We start from the raw sequence: 21864 nt of genomic DNA on the forward strand, positions 1-21864 counted from the left end.
ATATGGGGGTATTATCAAGTGTAAGATTAGAATCATGGATTGCCATTATGATTACGTTGATGGCATGCTTTACAAGGCTATCCATGGCGGCTGGTCAAGTATTTTATGTTATTGCTATTTTGTTAAGTATTTTCTATATTTGGAAACATAGGCATGACTTATATGTTCCGTCCTATGTTAAAAAATATAGTAAAATGTTTGCTCTAATGTTGTTATTGTTATTGCCTTCCGCAGTATTAACAAACAATATAGCTGTAGGATTACCTGAATTTATCAATGTTTGGTTGTGGCGGATTCCTGTATTTTTTGTTATCGCCCTATGTATTCGTGATAAGAAAACATTATTTACGATGCTTGTCGTATTTTTTGTGGATTTTGGTATCGATAATTTAGTAGCCTTTTATCAACATGTTTCAGGAATGACCGATAGAGGATGGGGATTTGGTAGCAGCGTGTTGACCATAGCAGGCCTCATGGTTATGCTAGGGCCTATTTTTTGCGTTATTTTATTAGATTCGGCCTTTCCTAACTATGTGAAAGCATCCGCTTTATGGGCATTAGGTTGTGTTGGCTTTGGTATGTATGGCAATCAAAGTAGAGGATCTTGGCTTTTTAGTATGATTATGGTGCCTATCGTATCCTTGCCATATATACTAAAACGATTCATTTATGTAGTCGTTGTTCTTGCTGCATTAGGTGGAGTCGTATGGGGATTTAGTACACAACCACAATATGTAGCTAGGTTTGAGTCCATTACGAATACGACTACAGATGGTTCCAACCTAGGCCGCTTTGATGTGTGGACATCGTCTATTAATATGTTTAAAGACCATCCTGTGACAGGTGTAGGTATAGGTCAATGGCGTACTATATATGAAGCATCCTATCGATTACCAACGGAAAATCAACATTTATATCATGCACACAATAATTTTATTCAACTTCTTGGTGAAGTAGGTCTGTTAGGTCTATTAGGGGTTCTTATCTTTTATGGATCTATTATTGTTGATAATTTTGTGGTTTGGTTTAAGAAGCGAGATCCTTATAGTCTCTGTGCTATGATTGCTGTTATTTGTTATGTATTTGTATTTGGCCAAGTGGAGTATACTTTAGATAATTCATCAGGAATGCGCATTATGTATTTTATGTTAGCTACGATGCTTCAATTGCGGGATAATTGAGAATCGTATATCTGTATTGGAAAGCATTTAACTACCATTTAATAGACAATTAAGTAGGATTCAAATAGACTTAAAGAATAAATAACTACATAAAAGATAGGTGAAATCTATGTTTTTTTATAGTTTTACATATTTAAATATGATACAATATATGTAAATATTGGTACATTGTATTCGTATGATAGAGAGGTTGTTTTCTTAATATTTTGAGATTGAGAAAACAACCTTTTCTTATAATTTGGGGTATTAGTATGAATAGTTCTATCTGTAATAACAATAATAAAAAGTTATTTATTAGTAAGCTCATAGTGCTTATAGCAGATTATATAGCTATTGTTTTGGGAACATTAGCAGCCTATTATTTGCGTTTAAACTTATCAATTTTACCGGTAAGTTCAAATTTTAAGGTAGAAGAAATTTACGTATATGGTGTTGTACCTATCGTATTTTTAACTATATTATTGCTTAATAATGCCTATTCTGTGGTAACACCTTATTGGGATACGATGAAAAATTTATTCCGTAGCATTACGATCGGTGTTGTTGTATCTATTGTTCTCATGTACACAGGACATGTCATTAATGATGTGTCTCGTTTATTTGTTGCCTTTGCTTATATATGTATGCTCGTATTTATCTTTAGCGAGCGTTTTATTGTAGGAAAAATACTTTCAAAAACAGGATATTTAACAATTCCGATTCTTCTCGTTGGGGCGGGAAAGACAGCGGAACTTGTACAGAGATCATTAGAGCGTATGCCGATTACTACCTATAAGATTATTGGTTATGTAGATGATAATCCTAAATCATCATCCATCGCTAAAGAATATCCATGCCTTGGAGCCTTTAAAGATGTAGAAAGCGTTATTAAAGATACAGGCGTTCAAACTGTACTGATTTGTGCTCCCGGACTTGAGTCTAAAAGATTAGTATCTTTGATTAATCAATTACAATTATTGGTAAAACGAGTAGCATTTGTACCTGAATTATTTGGTTTACCTACTAGTAATATCAGTGCTCGTGGCATGATGGAAGAACAAGCCGTCATATTGCGTGTACAAAATAACCTAGCGCGCAAGTCTAATCGTATTTTTAAACGTATTTTTGATATTGTAGCTACCGTATGTGGCGGTATTTTGATCTTACCAATTCTCGCTATCATTGCTATATTGATTTACTTGGATTCTCCAGGACCTATCGTATTTGGTCATAAACGTGTTGGTCAAGGAGGGAAATCATTTTCTTGTTACAAATTCCGATCTATGGTACCAAATGCGCAAGAGGCTTTGGAGCAATATCTAAAAGATAACCCAGCTGCTCGTGAAGAATGGGAGCGAGATTTTAAATTGAAAGAAGATCCTCGCGTTACAAAAATCGGAAAATTCCTTCGAAAAACAAGTCTTGATGAATTGCCGCAGTTATGGAATGTTCTAGTTGGAGACATGAGCCTCGTAGGTCCAAGACCTATTGTTCGAGATGAAATTGTAAAATACGGCGATTATATAAATGACTTTTACCTTGTACCACCAGGGATTACTGGTGTTTGGCAGGTAAGTGGTCGCAGTGATACCACCTATGAAGAACGAGTGTTAATGGACTCTTGGTATGTTCACAACTGGTCTGTGTGGATCGATATTGTATATCTGTTGAAAACTGTATTGGCTGTTGCTAAATCGAAAGGGGCCTATTAATCGTTATTATGAGGGATACTAGTTTTGATATTATGAAGGGAATTGCAATTTTACTTGTTGTTTTGGGCCATTCTGTACCGGATCAAGCAAGTTCTAGTGGAATTGCTAGTTATCCTTTATATTTGATGCGAACGATAATTTACAGTTTCCATATGCCAGTTTTTTTCTTTGTGGCTGGCTATTTTATGCATATACCTTTGAAAGAAGGCTTTCAGAATTTTATAAAAGATAAAAGCATACGTTTGATGGTTCCATATTTTACAATTGGAATACTATATTTTCCTTTCAAATTAGCTTTATCAAAATTTGCAAATCAACAAATAAATGCGCAGGATATATGGAAAATATTTATTGGTATTAATCCGGATGGAGAACTTTGGTTTTTATATTGTCTGTTCTTTATTTCAATCCTCATTGCCTTTTTTGTTAAGCGTGTAAATTTTGGTTTATTATTAATATCTTTTATAGTTGGAATCTTTTCTGATGTATTAAATATCTTTTCTGTATCTATGATATCAAAGATATTGTATTATCAGTTTTTCTATATCCTAGGCTTATATATAAAGAAATATATGCTATTGGATCATATGAAATCTACAGTAATAGCACTTATATCTATGGTGATTTTTATTGTAGGTAACTATGCATTACTTCATGATATGAATGCTTTTAAAATAGTTACTCTTATAACAGCGGTTTCGGGAATTAATATTACACATTATATTGCTGATCAAATTCAATCTAAAGTTAGTCTATATAAAACACTTTTAGTCTTTTTAGGTACTGTTTCAATGGATATATATATCTTTAGTGATATTGTTAAAATCCCATTTAGAATTGTACTTTGGTCTAAGCTAGGATTGTATTATGAAGCCTTTATTGTTTGCTTCTTAGCATCTACAACTCTATCTATTTTGATAGGTTATATCTTAAGAAAAAATCATTATTCACGATTACTATGTCTTGGAATGAAAAAATAAGGATATATATATGAATAAAAAATTTGACTATTTAGTAGTAGGGGCGGGCCCATTTGGTGCAGTATTTGCCCATGAAGCGCACAAGCGTGGTAAATCTGTACTTGTCATCGACCGACGCAATCACATAGCAGGTAATCTATATTGTGAAAGCAAAGATGATATCAATATCCACGTCTATGGTGCTCATATCTTCCATACATCCTTGAAACATGTGTGGGATTATGTCAATCAATTTGCAGAATTTAATCACTATGTAAATAGCCCTGTGGCAAATTATAAGGGAGAGATGTACAATTTACCGTTTAATATGAACACGTTTTCTAAAATGTGGAATATTCGAACTCCAAAAGAGGCACAAGATATTATTACTAAACAACGAGCTGCCATCTCAGGGGAACCTAAGAATTTGGAGGAGCAAGCCATCAGCCTCGTAGGTACTGATATTTACGAAAAGCTTATCAAAGGGTATACGGAAAAACAATGGGGTCGTAAATGTACAGAGCTACCAGCTTTTATCATTAAACGCTTGCCAGTGCGTTACACATACGATAACAATTACTTTAATGACCGTTTCCAAGGTATTCCTATGGGTGGCTATACCAAGATGATTGAACGCATGTTAGAAGGTATTGAAGTGCGTCTTGGCATAGACTTCCTCAAACATCGCGATGAATACGAAGCTTTGGCAGATAGAATTATCTACACTGGCCCTATAGATGAATATTTTGGTTATTCTGAAGGGATATTAGAGTATCGTGGTCTTCACTTTGAAACTGAGCGTCTCGAAGAGGAAAATCATCAAGGTGTTGCGGTGGTGAACTATACGGAAGGTGAAATTCCGTATACTCGTACCATTGAACATAAGCATTTTGAATTTGGTACACAGCCCGTTACGTATGTAACAAAAGAATATCCAAAGGACTGGAAAATCGGCGAGGAAGCGTATTATCCGGTAAATGACGTAAAGAATTTAGAGCTATATTCTAGATATGTTAAAAAGGCCGAAGCGATTTCCAATGTAATATTTGGTGGTCGTTTAGGTGAATATAAATATTACGATATGGATAAGGTTATTGCTAGTGCTTTAGCATTATGTAATAAGGAGTTTCAGGAATGAGGATTGAGTGGATAGATTCACTAAAGGAGGCTACTATATTTTTAGATGTTGTTGGTCATGTTAATCGCAATTGTATTTTAGTTATCTAAATATTATGCAGCATTGTATGAGATTATCTAAATGAGTAATCATTTTAATTTAGTTGATTTAATGCATATTTTTATAGCCCCTCTTTCTTTGGTAATTCCAAGTTAATATAATTGAAATCATAAGATGAGAGTAGTAGGATGAGAGTATATGTCTAGTAATAAATATATTGATAGTTTAATAGGATTAAGTTTTATATTTGTAATATTCCCTGTAATCCCCATGTCTTTACGAATAGGTTTTTTAGGTGGCGAGTTTTCAGCAAAAGCATCATTTTATACATTATTTATTTGTTTAGTGTATAGTGTATGGCTAAAAAGACATAGTCTACGTCACTATCATTTATATCGGAAAGAAATATTATATATAGCTCTTTTAGGTTTAAGTATTACTGGATCTTTAATTTATGGTTTGATTAATTTCCCTTACTATGATTTAGTTCCTGGCACTAATTATATAAATCATAAATTGGAAGCCATAATTCAATTGATATTTAATGAAACTGCGAGTGAATATACTTTATCAGTCATTCATTTTAGCTTTAGAGTTCTAAAGAATTCCTTGACTCAACTTATTTTTACATTTGGATTTTCTTATTTGATTTTCTATTGGTATAAAAATCGCTCTGAAACAATTACAAAAATAGTAAGTAAGGGTTCATTAATTTCTGCTAGTCTAGTTGTTATTTTTGGTGTTATTGAACTATTTTATTTTGGTAAACAACAATGGGCACTTTCATTATTAACATACATAAGACCTATTGTTCATGCTATTGAGATTAATAATACATGGTGGCCACCATTATTTTGGTCTGAATTTCAAATTCGCTCTCTTTTTCCAGAGCCGTCCTTTCTAGGTATTTATACTGTTATTACAATTCCTTTTATATGGAATGTTATTTTTTCATCTAAGAATAAGAAATTGCTAATCTTTTCCTCCATTCTTTTATTACTTTTAGAAATGATTACTTTATTGGCAAATAGTAGAACGGCAACTGTTTTATTGATAATAGATCATATATTGCTTGTAGTGGCACTTTGTATTCAGTTTAGAAACAAAAAATTTGTAGTACATACAGTTCTTGTAACTTTAATAGGTCTTTTAGCTTTTATAGGAAATATAGTATATACATCTAATGTTCTTTATGTACAAGATACTTCTAATAAAAGTACAACTAGTACAATAGTTAAAAATATATCAACTCAGCAGGTTGCAAATGAAATTAAATCTTATGGGGAAAATAATATTTCTTCACTATCTAAAAAAGACAGGAGAAGTAATAATCAAAGATATGGTGTTATGAAAGCTGACTTAGATATTTTCAAGGAAAATCCATTATTAGGAATTGGGCAAGGATTACGTACCCCATATGTTTTGAATCATTTAGATGAAGATACGTTAAATGGTGCGGAAGTAAAAATGTGGATTGAAAATATTAAAAATAAAGGCCTTATTAATATTTCTATTCCAATGTTGGGAGAATATACCTCTCGTTTATCGGAAACAGGGATCATAAGTTTTTTATTGTTTATGGGACCTATTGTATTCTTACTAGTTAGATTGCTTATTTATGTATTTAAAAATCCAAAAGATATATATATTATATTTTTTACAATTGCTTATATAGAGTCTTTGTTGACAGGGATAGGAACGACTTTAAATGAGCTATATTATTTTTGGATATTATTAGGGTTTGGTTATGCATTAGTATATACGAGAAATTCATATCGCAATAAGGTGGATGAAATTAGTGAATATTAAGATTTTAGTAGCAACACATAAACAATATTGGATGCCTGAAGATTCTGTTTATATGCCGATTCATGTAGGGCGAGAAGGTAAGGTTGATATTGGTTATACAGGGGATCATACAGGAGATAATATATCTTCAAAGAATGCTAATTACTGTGAATTGACGGGCCTCTATTGGGCGTGGAAAAATCTTGATGCAGATTATATTGGTCTCGTTCACTACAGACGTTACTTTACACGTAAAGAGGTACGCTCTGTGGAGGGCAAAAAGAATCAAATTTTAACGGGAGCAGAATGGGAGAAACTGCTTTCACAATATCCTGTAGTAGTAGCAGATAAGCGTAAATATTATATTGAGTCCAATCGTTCTCACTATAATAATGCCCACCATAGCTCAGGACTAGATGCGGCAGAGCAAATCATCGCTGAAAAATATCCCGAATATAGTACTGCTTTCACAAAGGTATGCAATCGCACTTGGGCTCATATGTTCAACATGTTCGTTATGCGTAGAGATTTATTTGATCAATACTGTGAATGGATGTTTTCCATCTTAGAAGAAATCGAAAAACGTGTTGATATTTCTGATTATGATACGTATGAAGCACGTATCTATGGTTTTGTTAGCGAAATCTTGCTTGATGTATGGATTGAAGCTAATAATATTAGCTATAAAGAACAAAATGTATCTTTTATGGAACCTCAAAATTGGATTAAAAAAGGTGGATTATTTTTAAAACGTAAATTATTTGGGAGATAATATACTGACTATGATAAAGGTAATAGAACTTCCTATAGATAAAGATATGGGAGGTTTAACATCTTATGTTCTTCAATTATATAGAATGATTGATAAAAAAGAATTTGAATTAACATTACTGAGTTATGATGATCCTCAAAATTTTGATGTAAATTATAAGGTAGAGACGGTTAGTAGACCGTATTATATTATTCAGTTTTATAAAAAAATGAAGTGCCTACTTTCTGAAGGAAAAGATATCATTCATTTTCATCAATCTTATGTCAATATTATTCCTATTTTGATTGCTAAATTAGCTGGATTTAAAACTATTATTCTACATGCGCATAGCTCTAGTATAGATGATAATCGAAAAATCGTACGCTTTCTAAAGACAGGATTACATAAGGTTGGAAGATTTTTATTACCTTATTTGGTTGATAAGTATATAGGTTGCTCAACTAAGGCATCAGAATGGATGTTTCCTAGAACTTGTATAGATAGTGATTCATATTATTTATTACATAATGCTATTGATTTGGATTTATATGATAGAAATATAAATCTAGGTTTGGAGGTTAGACAAAAATTCAACATTCCTAAGGATGCATTGGTAGTAGGACATATTGGTCGTTTTACACCTGTTAAAAATCACCCTTTTATTATTGATATATTTAAAGAGGTATTAAAACAAAATCCTAATAGTTATTTATTTCTATTGGGGGATGGTGTAGAACGTCATAAGATTGAAAGTCTTGTAAAATCAGCAGCTATATCTGACAAGGTTATTTTTATGGGGTATGTAAATAATACTGTTGAGGTTATGCAAGCTATAGATATTATGATATTACCATCATTATTTGAAGGGCTACCGCTAATTGCTATTGAGTCACAAGCATTAGGCATACCAATATTAGTATCTGATACGATTACACAAGAGGTTGTGTTAACTGATTTATGTATGGCTTTACCAATTGATAATCCTGAACAATGGGCTTATGAGATTATGTCTAAATTTGGTAAGAATAAATATATTGATTATAGATCTAGAATTAAAGAACTAGGTTATGATTCCTGTGTTGCTATAAAGAAGATTGAAAATATATACAAGGGAAAACAATGAGTTTTAAAGATTATATAAAAGAAAATCTACCGTGGATTCGATCTATCTATAGAAAAAGGTTGGCTCCAATCAATTTAATCCATAATATTTTTAATAAGCCAGTAGTTGTTTTACTTTATCATAGAGTTAATTATTTGAATCGTGATTTATTTAATATTAATGTAACTCCTGATAATTTTGAAAGACATATTCACGTCTTAAAAAATCACTACAATGTAATAACTTTTAATGATTTAAAACGCAATGATATAAAGGAACCATCTGTTATTATTACCTTTGACGATGGATATTATGATAATTACAAATATGCCTTTCCAATTTTAAAAAAATATCAAGTTCCAGCGACGATTTTTATAACATCTGGCGGTGTAGATACTGGTAAAGAGTTTTGGTGGGATCAATTAGAAACTGTTTTATTCGAAAATAAAAATTTAAGAGAATTAATTGAGTTAGATATATTAAATCAAAGACATGTATTTGATGTATCTGATGATAAAAAGAGATTACATAGTTTTTATACGTTACACCATATGCTTTTTTCTCTACATCCTAATGAAAGAGATATGATATTAGACAGATGGTATGAATCTTATGGATTGAAGGTTAACCCTAATAATAGGACTATGACTTCATCGGAGTTAATAGAATTATATCAAAGTCAGTTAATTACATTAGGAGCGCATACTATACACCATCCAGCGTTGAAACAAATTAGTAGAGAAGAACAAATACATGAAATACAATCTTCTAAGCTTTTTTTAGAAAATTTGTTACACACGGATATAGATATTTTTGCGTATCCTTTTGGTCATAAAGAAAGTTTTGATCAAGTGACAGAACAAATTGTTCAAGATCTAGGATTCACATATTCAGTTAGTACTAAAAGAGCACAGCTTCATTCTAATACTAATCCATTTTCTATACCTAGATTCGGCATTGAAGACTGGTCAGAAGATGAATTTATACGACAAATGAAGTTAGTATGGTTTGAAAATTAGGGGATTTTTATAATGTTGACTATATCTGAAATTCAAGATCATTTATATATAATGCTTAAAGAGTTTGATTCCTTTTGTAAAGAGAATGATATTAAATATTCGTTATCAGGAGGATCATTATTAGGGGCCATTAGGCATAAAGGTTTTATTCCTTGGGATGATGATATAGACATTTGTTTAAGTCGGCCAGATTATGAAAAATTAATTACTATATTTCCAATGGTTTTAAATAGCGATTACCTGCTTAGATCCATTGAGCGTAATAACTCAAAATATCCTTTTGCACGATTAGAAAAGCTTGATATCAGGATTGAAGATGAGTACAGTAATGCTAATCAGTTTTTATTTATGGATATTATGCCTGTTGATGGATTGCCAAATGATAAAAATGAAGTTATTAGTATCTATAAAAAACGTAAAATTTATAGTAAGATGCTTGAACTGTGTGATGCTAAATTAGGACATGGTAAATCATTTACTAGAGCATTTATCAAGTCTATATTAATTATTTTTGCTAAATGTGTGGGATATAAATATTGGGCTCATAAATTAGATCAATTAGCAAAACAGTATGATTATAATACTTCTGATCATGTAGGCGCTATTACTGGTGGCGTTTATGGTGAAGCTGAATGTATGGTAAAGGATGCTTTTGAAAAACGTGTCCCTATAGAGTTTAGAGATTTAAAATTAGAGGTTTTTTCATGTTACGATACATATTTAAGTAATTTATATGGTCGTAACTATATGGAAATACCACCAGAAGGTAAACGTAAAATATCAAGTATTAGAGCATATGAGATTTAATGTATAGGGGTATAGCATGAATATAGGTATTATTTTTGCTGGAGGAACTGGACAACGCATGAGTTCTACTGGCACACCGAAACAATTGCTAGAAGTTAATGGGAAACCAATATTAGTGTATACGCTAGAACACTTTCAAAATAATAATAATATTGATGGAATTGTTTTAGTAGTATTAGAGTCTATTATTGAAGAGGTTAGTAAATTAGTACAAAAGTATAGTTTGGACAAAGTCAAATCGATTATTCCAGGTGGAAAAACAGGACAGGAGTCGATTTATCTTGGAATTCAAGAGTCTTCAAGACTATATGATGAAGATAGTATAGTTTTATTACATGATGGGGTTAGACCTATTATCTCTAATGAGCTAATTAATACGTGTATATCGTCCACAAAAACATATGGTAATGCCATTACTGTTTCACAAGCTATAGAAACTATTGTTTTAAAAGATAATGAGCTTTCTCATGTAGGGAAAATACTTTCTCGAGATGAATGTTTACTTGCTAAAGCGCCACAATGCTTCTATTTAAAAGATATTTATAAGGCACATGAAAAAGCAAGATCTGAAAACTTGGAGTTCATAGATTCGGCATCTATGATGCAGTTTTATGGGGCTGAACTGTTTACAGTAATAGGACCAGCTGAGAATATTAAGATTACAACACCTATTGATTTTTATACATTTAAGGCTTATTTAGAAGTAAAAAATAGCCTCAATATCATGGGATTATAGGCTGATATTATGCGGACAGTTAGTGCAATTAAGAACATAAATTCCACGTTAATTGTATATGGATTTAATATGGTATTACAGTTTATTATCCGTTTTGTATTACTATATTATTTATCTATTGAATATTTAGGCTTAAATGGCTTATTTGATAATATTTTAACTGTATTATCTCTTACTGAATTGGGCATTGGTCCGGCTATTATATTTAGTTTATATGCTCCTTTAGCTAATCATGATTTAGAAACAGCAAAATCAATCATGAGAATATTTAAAAAAGCATATATTTATATTGGTACACTTATTCTATTCTTAGGATTATGTATATCGCCTTTTGTTCAACATCTTATAAAGGTACCTCCTAATATTGCATATTTAAATATTTTCTTTTTACTCTTTGTTGTTGATACGGGTATTAGTTATTTTTACTCTTATAAAAAATGCTTGCTTATAGCTGACCAAAAACAATATATAGCTAACTATTACAGAGGGATTACTCAACTGATAGGGAGTTTATTCCAAATTGCCTTAGTCATTTTAACTCATAGTTTTTGGGTATATATTATTCTACGTATATGTATGACCTTTTCTGAGAATTTTTTAATAGCTAGAAAAGCCGATCATTTATATTCGTTCTTAAATGAAAAGAATATTCAGCCCTTAAATAAAGATATATACCAAAGTATTATTAGAAATATAAAGGCTTTAATACTTCATAAAATTGGTGGTGTTACTGTTTTTGGAACATCAAATATTATTTTATCAAAATTTGTAGGTTTAAGTGCTGTTGCGTTATATACGAATTATTATTTGATTATTAATGGTATCGATAAGTTGTCTGATCAAGTATTTAATGCACTAAAGGCATCTGTAGGAAATTTGAATGAGTCTCATGATGATGCTCATAAATTAGTTATTTTCAAGAGATTAGAATTTATGACAGCTTATTTGGCTTGTTTTATCTGTAGTAACTTGTACCTTTTGTTAAATCCATTTATTACCATCTGGCTAGGAAATAGCTATCGTTTTGATGAAAGTATAGTACTTTGGATGGTTATCAACTTCTATCTAATGTTTATGCGTAAAGGCGTCTTAGTATTTAAAGATGCCATGGGGCTCTTTTGGCAAAATCGATATATGTCCTTAATAGAGGCCTTAATAAATTTAGGATCTTCCATTATTTTGGTTCAATATTTTGATGTTTGGGGCGTGTTATTGGCTATGTTTATCAGCACGATTTGTATGCCTTTTATAGTTGAACCATATGTTTTGTTTAAATATGGATTACGTTGGTCTTTGGTTAGTTATTTTAAACTTTATTTCCGTTATACTCTAGTTACATTTGTATTAGTTTATTTCAGTAAATTCTTATCACAGTTTATTGCTTTGGATAGTGGTTGGTTTGGGCTTTTACTGGGGGTTGTATGTAATAGCATCTTTATAATAGCGGCATGGGGAATATTATTTTTTAGAAGCAAAGAATTAAGGTTTTATCTTGATTTAATAAAAAGTAGGCTATAAGAAGGGGATAATAATGAGAATAACTGTAACTGGTGGGGCTGGATTTATTGGCTCTCATTTAGTTGATCGTTTAATAGAGGATGGTCATACTGTACAGGTTATTGATAACTTATATACAGGAAACAAAGAATTTGTTCATTCGAAAGCACAATTCGTAGAATTGGATATTAGAGACCCAAAGTTATACTCTGTCTTAGAAGAATTTCGTCCAGACTATATATTTCATGAGGCTGCACAAACTGAAGTTTCCACGTCTATGCGTGACCCAATGTTAGATTGTGATATTAATTTGATGGGGTTAATCAATTTACTTAATACAGCAGTAAAACTAGATGTTAAAAAGTTTTTGATGCCATCTTCTGCAGCGGTTTATGGTAATTTGGATACATTACCATTAAATGAGGAAATGATTGGAAATCCATCTTCATTTTATGGATTAACAAAGTTAACTACAGAACATTATCTTCGTATTTATCATGAAGCTTTTGGATTACCATATATATGTTATCGCTATTCTAATGTGTTTGGTCCACGACAAGGTAATGGTGGAGAGGGGGGCGTTATTAGTATTTTTGCTAAAGCGATTGTACAAGGCTCTCCTATTATTATTTACGGTGATGGAAAACAAACAAGGGACTTTATATATGTGGATGATGTAGTTGAAGCTAATATTTTAGGTATGCAACACCAGGTTACAGGTATTTATAATGTAAGTACTGGCATCTCAAGTTCTGTCAATTTGTTAGTTGATGAGTTTAGAAATATTAGCGGTAAAGATATAGACGTAGTTTATGATAAGCCTAGATTAGGCGATATTAGAGATTCTGTTTTGGCAACTGATAAATCAGAAAAAGAGCTTTTATTTACAGCAAAATATAATTTACACGATGGGTTAATAAAAACATATGAGTATTTTAAAACAGTAGAGGGCTAGTATTTATGAATGATGTTTTATCTTATGAGTTGGAACGCACTGTTGAAGATATTCATATTTTCTTATCTAAACTTTCAGGGAAAACTATTTTGATAACGGGGGCAACCGGATTCATAGGATCTATGCTCACCCGATTGTTTTTAGTTAGTAATATGAAATATGGGACAGATATTAATATTATTTGTTCCGTGAGAAATATAGAAAAGGCAGAGGCTTTGTTCTCTAACCTTAAGAATTCAGAACAGTTAGTCTATATTACTAATGGCCTTGTTGCATGTAATGATTCTGTTGATTATATATTTCACACTGCAGCACCTACTACATCTAAGTTTTTTGTTACACAGCCAGTTGAAACGTTAAATGATAGCATTAGTACAACATTAGACGTCTTGCAATATGCAACAAAGAATAGAGTTAAAAAAATCGTATATTTATCCTCTATGGAACAATATGGTATTCAGCAAGTAGATTATCAAAATATGACTGAAGATGATTTAGGTTATATTGATCATTTAGATGTTAGAAGTTCGTATTCTGAAGGTAAACGTATTTGTGAATGTTACTGTAGTGCTTACTTTCATGAATATAATGTACCTATTTGTATTGCTCGCGTTGCACAATGTTTTGGTCCAGGTCTTTCACTTTTAGATAATCGTGTATCTATGCAGTTTGCTAAAAGTGTTATGCATAATGAAAATATTGTTTTACATACCAAAGGACAATCTGTATCAAACTTTTGTTATATAACTGATGTACTTTCGGCCTTGGTACTATTACTGTTTAAGGGAGAATGTGGAGAAGCATACAATATATGTAATAGTAATGAAACAAGAAGTATCAAAGATATTGCGAATTTAGTAGCAAAAGAAGTCGCTAAGAGTAAAATAGACGTGGTATTTGATATACCGGATAATGCCAATCAATATGGATATGCACATGATGTAAAGTTTATTTTAAATAGTGAAAAAATCCAGTCGTTAGGGTGGAAACCTAAGATCAACATGGTAACAGGATATAGAAATTTAATTGATTATATAAAATATGAGAAGAATATCTCATAAGGGTAAAGAATAGTCGTACCGAATCGTATATGTTAAAAACAAGTATGTTAGAGTAACTTGGTAATATATAATTTGTAAAGACAGTTGATTATATCAGCTGTCTTTTTTTATGTGTAAAATTCGTCACAACATTCTCATATATTTCATGTATTTTATGATGTATACAAGTCATCCTGGTAGTTATCAGTTGGCGTAGTATTCATATAGTTTGAGAGGAAGAATATGAGATATAGAGAATGAGAGCGAGCAATATTGAATTGTTGCGTATCATTTCGATGATACTAATTATTATGCACCATTTTAGCGTGCACGGTTGTTTCCCCATTACGCCAGATTTAACGTTTAATAAGGTGTTTCTCCAAGTATTTGGACTTGGAGGCAAGGCTGGTGTAGTTGCCTTTGTTATGATAACGGGCTATTTTATGGTTTCTAGTAGTTTTAAGCTGCACAAGTTTGCCAAGTTAGTAGGGCAAATATGGTTTTACAGCATTGCCATGTTGGGCGTGGCTATGGGTTTAGGACTCGATACGGTGACGTCAAGGAATATGATGCTCGCTTTATTGCCTATTGGCGCCATGAGTTGGTTTGGTCAGAACTTTTTGGTACTCTATTTACTAGCGCCTATTATTAATCGAGTACTTCGTTGGCTACAGCATAAATACTACGTTATGCTTCTAGTGATTTCCACGGTAATTTGGTTCTTAATACCGACGGCATTGAATTTGTGGCCTAATGTACCACATACTACCTTTGGATTCAAACATATCTTTTCCTTTGTTATATTCTATTCGATGGGGGCATATATCAAGCTGTATGGCTCACATATAACAAAGAAAATAGGTATTATATTTAGCACCATAGGCCTTGTAGGGGCCTTTCTAGGGGACATCATTGTCGATGTACTAGCCATGACGAATTCAGCGTATATGAAACAGATTTTCTACTTTACGCAAAATGATTATGGCTTCTTTCAATTGCTATTAGGTATTGGCTTATTTATTATTTTTTTGAAAGCAAAGATCACTTATCGCCCTTGGATTAATGTGGTAGCATCTACTACCTTTGGTATATATCTATTGCATGATAATAAGCTATTCCTTCATTACATGTGGGATAATGTATTGGCAACATATCAGTACTATGATTCAATACTATTACCTCTGTATGCAATTCTTGTAGTGGCGCTCATTTTTGTCGTCGGTATGATTGTAGACTATGTGCGGTTGGCTTTCATAGAAAAACCTGTGATGAAAGCAATTACGCCAAGCCTCGACCGGATTCAGTCAAGGGTTGAGAAAGTACTGCCATTATAATGCGATTATCGGTGTTTTTTGGTATAATATATAAGTATTCTTACCATAAAACGGGAGGTAATTATAATGCGTAAATTCTTGTATATGTTAGCGGTATTGCTTGTATTAATTGGCATTAGCACAAACGATGTAGAAGCTCGTCAAGATGTGTATGCTACGACATATCTCGGTAATAACTGGTATGTAGATCAAGACTCTGTAAAGCGAGTGGGGGATATACTCAACTTTACGGTGTACACAACAGCAGGTCTTAGCTATAAAGTGACATCTAGTGATGACAACTATTACAATGCAGACGTGTTTTACGATAATAATAAACTCGTATCGGATAATGGCCAATCCGTCTGGAAATCTCCAGGCATGATGGCAGCTATGCGCGTGGCGCGTAGATAAAAAGGCAGAAATTATTGATATGTCCTCCATTACTGAATATATAGTAATGGAGGACATGTTATATAATCTCTGCCTTTTCTTTTGCTTTGGAAAAAGCAAATAGCCCTTCGTTACCAGTGACTGGATAACTGAAAGGCCATTTCATCATATTCTTTATTCTTTTGAGATGAGCCCGACGGTTCTACTCGCTTGGCTATCTACTTATATTATAGGGATAAAAATATATATCGTCAAATTCGAATGAACGATAATATAGCTTTCAATAGATTTTTTATAATTATGGGCAGCACTTAGGTGCCGCCTTTTTCTTTTGTTATTTATTATTTTTTTGATGATGAAACAGTTTTCTTATGTTTACAATAATAGCCCCTATAAATTATAATTAAAAAGATTTAATGGTAATTTATAGTATGAATGAGAGAGGGTTCTTATGAAACGTGTGTGTAAAGCAAACTTATCATTAGCGATTGCCCTGACGATTGCTAGCTCTGTAATGCCTAATGTAATGGCAGAAGATACTGTTATTAGTGCCGTTAAGGGTGAGACCTTAAACTTGGGAAAGGTACAAGGGACACTGTATGGTATTGATGCAGATAATAAGAGCACTATTAATGCAGATTATGTATCTGGTAGACTAATGGATGGACGAAAGACTATCATTACTAGTCAAAATGGAAGTACTGTGAATATTAAAAATGGCGATCTTCAAGTTGGTCGTGGCAGTAATCCACTTGTTATTGCTAAAGGCGGTACTGTAAATCTCGGCGTAGATGGTAATAAGGGTAATTTTACTGGCCATGATATGTCCATTGAAGGCGATGTGCGTATCGATGGTAGCGATACACATCCATCTGAAATTAATATCGGTGTAGATAGTGATGAAGTACTATGGACTGGCTTTGCTCTCAACTTAGCAGATAAGAATGCAAAACAGCCAAACCATATCAATGTATTTCTTGGTGATCGTGGTTATTGGGACCATATGTATCAAGGTGGTTTAAATGGCACTAGATATAGCACAATGACAACTCCAAGCCATGTACATCGTTTGGTAGGTTCAAAAAATCGTAATTTTGAATCCATAGTAACTCAAAGTGAGCATAATGAAATTCACATTGATAAGTTAGAAGGTCATGTAAACTTTATTTATGATCCAAATGGTGAGTATGATGACAAAGAAGATCCAGATTACAAAGAGCGTAAAAATCTTGTAAATGGGTTGACTCCAGAATCCTTCTGGGGTGGTGATATCCATATTACAAGTGCGGCACCTAATTCCGGTGCTCATATGTATACGAGTCGTAAGGGATTAGACTTGTCTAGTGAAGATAATGTAAATAAAGTTTTAGATAACTTGGCACATAAGGTGTACTATCACAATTATGTAAATGGTGAAAGAAATCTTCAAGGCACGGTTGCTATTGCTTCTGAAGGTGCTGAATCCGCGCGTTTTAAAGTATTAACCGAAGGTCATGCTAAGGAAGGTGCTATCACGTGGCAGGCTGATAAAAATGGTCAAGGTAAATATGAGTATGGTAAGGTGCAACCGACTCCGAAGCCTGAGGTACAACCGGCTCCGGCTCCAATGCCTAAACCGGAAGTGAAACCAGCACCGCAACCGACTCCGAAGCCTGAGGTAAAACCGGCTCCGGTTCCAACGCCTAAACCGGAAGTGAAACCAGCACCGCAACCGACTCCGAAGCCTGAGGTAAAACCGGCTCCGGTTCCAACACCCAAGCCGGAAGTGAAACCAGCACCGCAACCGACTCCAAAGCCTGAGGTAAAACCGGCTCCGGTTCCAACACCTAAGCTGGAAGTGAAACCAACACCGTAACCGACTCCAAAGCCTGAGGTAAAACCAGCGCCAGCGCCTAAACCGGAGGTGAAACCAGCACCGCAAGCAACTCCAAAAGCTGAGGAAAAACAAGCACCGGCTCTCGAGCATAATCCTCAGATGCATGTGAATATGGGTGCCTTTGATACACCACATATGCGCGGCGCTCGTTCCGCCATTATGAGTAATATTAATGGTTGGAGAACGTTGACAGATAATATGTATCGTTCACGTGTATTACAACAAGGCGAACCAACAGGTATTTGGGCTCGCGTTGGTGGAGGCAAATATAGCTTTAATGGAAACGGAATCGATACAGATACCACATACACTCGTATCCAAGGTGGTTACGATGCTAAAACTGGTAGCGGTTGGACTATAGGTGGTCAAGTTTCCTATCTTCGTGGTAACGATGATTACATTTTCAACGGCTCTGGTAAGGAAAAAGCTTTCGCTGTCGGTACGTATGGTTTGAAAGATCTTGGTAACAACCAATATATCCATATTGAGTCCCAAGTAGGTCGTGCATCTAACGATTTCACTGTTCGTAATGAGATTGGTGAAAAACTTTCTGGTGAGACTAAAACTAATGCGTATACAATTGGTGCACGCTATGGTAAAACCGTGAAACTTTCAAATGGTACATATATCGAGCCACAAGCACAATTGAGCTATACTCACTTTGGTGGTGATAGCTTCAATGCTGGCAGTATGCAAGTAGATCAGTCTGGTGTGAGCAGTACAGTAGGCGGTCTTGGCCTTGAAATCGGTAAACATTTCGGCGCAGGTAATCTATATACTCGTCTTGGTGTTAACCATGCATTCTCCGGTACAGTAAAAACTACGTATACAAGTGGTGCTACTACTAAATACACTTCCGAGGACATTAAAGGCACTTGGACAGATTTAGCCTTTGGTGGTCGCTATGGTTTTAATGCAAATAACAGCATCTTTGCTGATATTAGTACAGGTCTATCTGGTGATCATAAGGCCGGTTGGTCTGTAAATGCAGGATTTACACATAAATTTTAAGCGAATTATTAATAGATAGGAGCGATTTTAGTACATCGATAATTGCATGACAGGTAAAGTCGCCTATTGATTCATTCATATATTTCTTTAAAACGTTTCTTATTGTATCGAGCATTAGTTCGACTTATAATAGGATTAGGATAGTCAACGAGGTTGGGCCTCTCTTTGTTAATGAAGGGAGGGGTGTCTATGAGTGATTATGAGTTAATCATGCTAATTCTAGAGGTAATAACTGTAGTTATTGCCTTTGGAGCACTTGTGGCTCTTATTTGTCTTGGAAAAGACAAATAGCCCTTCGTTACCAGTAACTGGATAACTGAAAGGCCATTTCATCAATTATTTATAGTTCTGAGATGAGCCTAACGGAACCACTCGCTTGGCTATCTATCTATATTATAGGGATAAAAATATATATCGTCAAATTGAGATGAAATACATTATTATAATAACTACATATAAATAATCATAAAAGCTGTACATACATAGATTAGATTGAACGGCTTTGATGTCAAAGCCAATGTGACATCAAAGGTAGTTCAAAAGTCGACTGTGTGTACAGCTTTTTGTGTTTTGGTTTTAGTGTGTTTGTGTGAAAATAGTCATTGGAAGAATAGACAGAAAAGGCTGTAATTGAATGCGATATAACTGCATTTCAATTACAGCTACTTTTAGGTTCTGTAAGAGGTTTTAGTTATCTTTCTTGATAAATTTCACGATAATACCGCCTACGGTCGATGCAATGCCGAGGCCGAGACAGAACATACCGATGGTGTGGATAAGAATGGATGTCTGGTTATTCTTGGAAATGGCCTGTGCCGCTTGTTGTGCACTGGTCGCATGTCTTGCGATTTCTACGTTGTTCGCTGATGGATCTGGAATGATCAGCAAGATGACTACGGCGATGATTAAAGCTATAATACCCATCGGTAATAATTTGTTCTTCATTGTAATACTCCTTTTAAGAATTCATTAAACGTTGTTTATATATTTTGATTATACACTTATTATAAATATTTAAGAAGAGCTTATATATAGATAAAATGAAATTTACTTATGTATATAAAATAATATTATGGATTGTAACGATTATATTGTATGGATATTTTGTATGAATGTAGCATATTGTATTGTATTTGCATTGACAATTCTTTATATATCTATATAAAATAGAAATAATTTCATGTGTTGTTCATGATGAAATCATGAGTCATCGGTATATGTAATCGTGTGTAATTAAGTATTATGTATATGATTAAGTATGTACGGTATTAAGTAATGAGAAGTGTGTTTGTACGTAAGAGTGTGTAATGAAATATATAATCGTGTTGATGAGTGCCCTTTGCATGTTCGTTATGCCCGTATCGGGGGAGCAGGTAAATAAAGCAGAGCAGCCTATGCAGGGGACTACGGTAAAACAAGTTCATAGTGAAAGTAAGACCATATTATCTGACGACTCAGATACCTTTCATGTTAATTCGTCTCATACTCCAGATCATGTTATCGGTCAGGGCGGATTGGAGATGCCAGACTCCACAGATAAAAAGACGACTCGTTATTCCGATACAGATGCGGTCAACTCTGCGTTGCAGGCGGTGGTCATGACTGGTGTTCATTCCGCAATGCACGGATCGAAGGCGAAACCGTGGATGCAGCGAACCGTCTTGTCATTGCGCTTTCAGAAAAACTGGAAACCCTTGTACGGTGTGGAAACATTGCAGCCGTTAGGTCATTATGATGAGACATCTCGTCATGTGTGGTTTACACAGGAGCGGTTGGCGAATGCTGCGGATACAGGAACGACGGCGAATGTAGGCATCGGCTATCGCCGAATTGCTGAGAACGATGACCATTATTACGGTGGCAATCTGTTTTATGACCATCGGTTCAGAGGCAATCACGGTCGCATGAGTGTCGGGCTGGAGTACGTGTCGGGGATCGGTGCGTTTCGCATGAACTGGTATCGCGGTGTGTCTGGTGAGCGTTCCCTTGATGGTGCGACGCGTATGGAAAATGTGTCTAACGGATATACTGCGGAGTACGGGACTAGCTTCAAGAATGCCCGTTGGGCGCGCGTGTACATGGAAGCCTATCGTTGGCAGTTGCGGCGCAGTGCGGATAAGCATGGCTTGCGCATCGGCACGGAGTTGCAGCTCACGCCGAGAATTTCCGTGGACATGGGCTACAACAAACCGGAGCATGAGCACGGCAGTCCGTACGGTAAAATCATGTTCCGTCTAGCCGGTGTCGATACGGCTTGGTTTGGTGGTAACCATCGATTGGATACAAAAACATCGGTTCGTGCTAATATGTTGGAAAATGTGCGTCGTCAACATATGGTGCACGTTGATTGATAGATATATATATCTATTTATTATTTTGATAAAAGTAGCATAAGAATCTATATTTATTTTTTAGATAAAAGCAACATAAGGAGCTGTTTTATAGTATCAGATGATTGTCATTTGGTATGAAAAGACAGTTCCTTTTTTATACATTAATTCATAAAAATTTATTTTGTTTACAAAATAGAAAAAGAGTGGCACAATATTCATGAAGCTATAATGAAGA

At 34.1% G+C, this 21864-nt stretch carries 17 protein-coding genes and 1 pseudogene; 17 read left to right on the top strand and 1 reads right to left on the bottom strand.

Annotated features, from left to right (window positions below; all coding sequences use genetic code 11):
* The first annotated feature begins 2 nt into the window (after positions 1-2).
* From VPAR_RS00105 to VPAR_RS00180, 16 genes and pseudogenes are all read left to right on the top strand, one after another.
* Positions 3-1181 carry an O-antigen ligase family protein gene (locus tag VPAR_RS00105; protein ID WP_012863631.1) on the top strand — a complete coding sequence of 393 codons (1179 nt, stop codon included), beginning with the start codon at positions 3-5 and terminating at the stop codon, positions 1179-1181.
* 251 nt (positions 1182-1432) lie between these two features.
* A complete protein-coding gene (gene wbaP, locus VPAR_RS00110) occupies positions 1433-2872 on the top strand; it encodes an undecaprenyl-phosphate galactose phosphotransferase WbaP (RefSeq protein ID WP_012863632.1) in 1440 nt (479 codons plus the stop codon).
* Between the two features lie 32 nt (positions 2873-2904).
* Entirely contained in the window at positions 2905-3852 is a 948-nt protein-coding gene (locus VPAR_RS00115) for an acyltransferase family protein (protein WP_148207742.1), read from the top strand.
* A 10-nt stretch (positions 3853-3862) separates the two neighbouring features.
* Complete coding sequence (glf, locus tag VPAR_RS00120) at positions 3863-4969, top strand: UDP-galactopyranose mutase (protein WP_012863634.1); 1107 nt, start codon at positions 3863-3865, stop codon at positions 4967-4969.
* Positions 4970-5206: 237 nt separating this feature from the next.
* A complete protein-coding gene (locus VPAR_RS00125; RefSeq protein WP_012863636.1) occupies positions 5207-6817 on the top strand; it encodes an O-antigen ligase family protein in 1611 nt (536 codons plus the stop codon).
* Entirely contained in the window at positions 6807-7568 is a 762-nt protein-coding gene (locus VPAR_RS00130; protein WP_012863637.1) for a DUF4422 domain-containing protein, read from the top strand. The genes VPAR_RS00125 and VPAR_RS00130 overlap by 11 nt, the downstream gene beginning before the upstream one ends.
* Positions 7569-7578: 10 nt before the next feature.
* Positions 7579-8670: a glycosyltransferase gene (locus VPAR_RS00135; RefSeq protein ID WP_012863638.1), complete on the top strand. Its 1092-nt coding sequence runs from the start codon at positions 7579-7581 to the stop codon at positions 8668-8670.
* Positions 8667-9668 carry a polysaccharide deacetylase family protein gene (locus VPAR_RS00140; RefSeq protein WP_012863639.1) on the top strand — a complete coding sequence of 334 codons (1002 nt, stop codon included), beginning with the start codon at positions 8667-8669 and terminating at the stop codon, positions 9666-9668. The genes VPAR_RS00135 and VPAR_RS00140 overlap by 4 nt, the downstream gene beginning before the upstream one ends.
* A 12-nt stretch (positions 9669-9680) precedes the next feature.
* Entirely contained in the window at positions 9681-10475 is a 795-nt protein-coding gene (locus tag VPAR_RS00145; RefSeq protein WP_012863640.1) for a LicD family protein, read from the top strand.
* A 16-nt stretch (positions 10476-10491) separates the two neighbouring features.
* A complete protein-coding gene (locus VPAR_RS00150) occupies positions 10492-11211 on the top strand; it encodes an IspD/TarI family cytidylyltransferase (RefSeq protein WP_012863641.1) in 720 nt (239 codons plus the stop codon).
* 69 nt (positions 11212-11280) lie between these two features.
* A complete protein-coding gene (locus VPAR_RS00155) occupies positions 11281-12729 on the top strand; it encodes a lipopolysaccharide biosynthesis protein (RefSeq protein ID WP_231968134.1) in 1449 nt (482 codons plus the stop codon).
* A gap of 13 nt (positions 12730-12742) precedes the next feature.
* The gene (locus tag VPAR_RS00160; RefSeq protein ID WP_012863643.1) at positions 12743-13663 is read left to right on the top strand and encodes an NAD-dependent epimerase/dehydratase family protein; all 921 of its coding nucleotides are present in this window, start codon (positions 12743-12745) and stop codon (positions 13661-13663) included.
* Positions 13664-13668: 5 nt separating this feature from the next.
* On the top strand, positions 13669-14724 hold the full coding sequence (locus VPAR_RS00165; protein ID WP_012863644.1) for an NAD-dependent epimerase/dehydratase family protein: 1056 nt from the start codon (positions 13669-13671) through the stop codon (positions 14722-14724).
* Positions 14725-14960: 236 nt separating this feature from the next.
* Positions 14961-16037 carry an acyltransferase gene (locus tag VPAR_RS00170; RefSeq protein WP_012863645.1) on the top strand — a complete coding sequence of 359 codons (1077 nt, stop codon included), beginning with the start codon at positions 14961-14963 and terminating at the stop codon, positions 16035-16037.
* Between the two features lie 66 nt (positions 16038-16103).
* Complete coding sequence (locus VPAR_RS00175) at positions 16104-16430, top strand: hypothetical protein (RefSeq protein ID WP_004698031.1); 327 nt, start codon at positions 16104-16106, stop codon at positions 16428-16430.
* A gap of 430 nt (positions 16431-16860) precedes the next feature.
* Positions 16861-19296: pseudogene (locus VPAR_RS00180) on the top strand (autotransporter outer membrane beta-barrel domain-containing protein).
* A gap of 687 nt (positions 19297-19983) precedes the next feature.
* Here VPAR_RS00180 and VPAR_RS00185 read toward each other — a convergent pair.
* Complete coding sequence (locus VPAR_RS00185) at positions 19984-20241, bottom strand: hypothetical protein (protein ID WP_012863649.1); 258 nt, start codon at positions 20239-20241, stop codon at positions 19984-19986.
* Positions 20242-20603: 362 nt separating this feature from the next.
* On the opposite strand from VPAR_RS00185, the gene VPAR_RS00190 reads away from it, so the two are divergent.
* Complete coding sequence (locus tag VPAR_RS00190; protein WP_012863650.1) at positions 20604-21647, top strand: inverse autotransporter beta domain-containing protein; 1044 nt, start codon at positions 20604-20606, stop codon at positions 21645-21647.
* The last annotated feature ends 217 nt before the right edge of the window (positions 21648-21864 follow it).

It is taken from the genome of Veillonella parvula DSM 2008 (assembly GCF_000024945.1).
Taxonomy (GTDB): Bacteria; Bacillota; Negativicutes; order Veillonellales; family Veillonellaceae; genus Veillonella; species Veillonella parvula.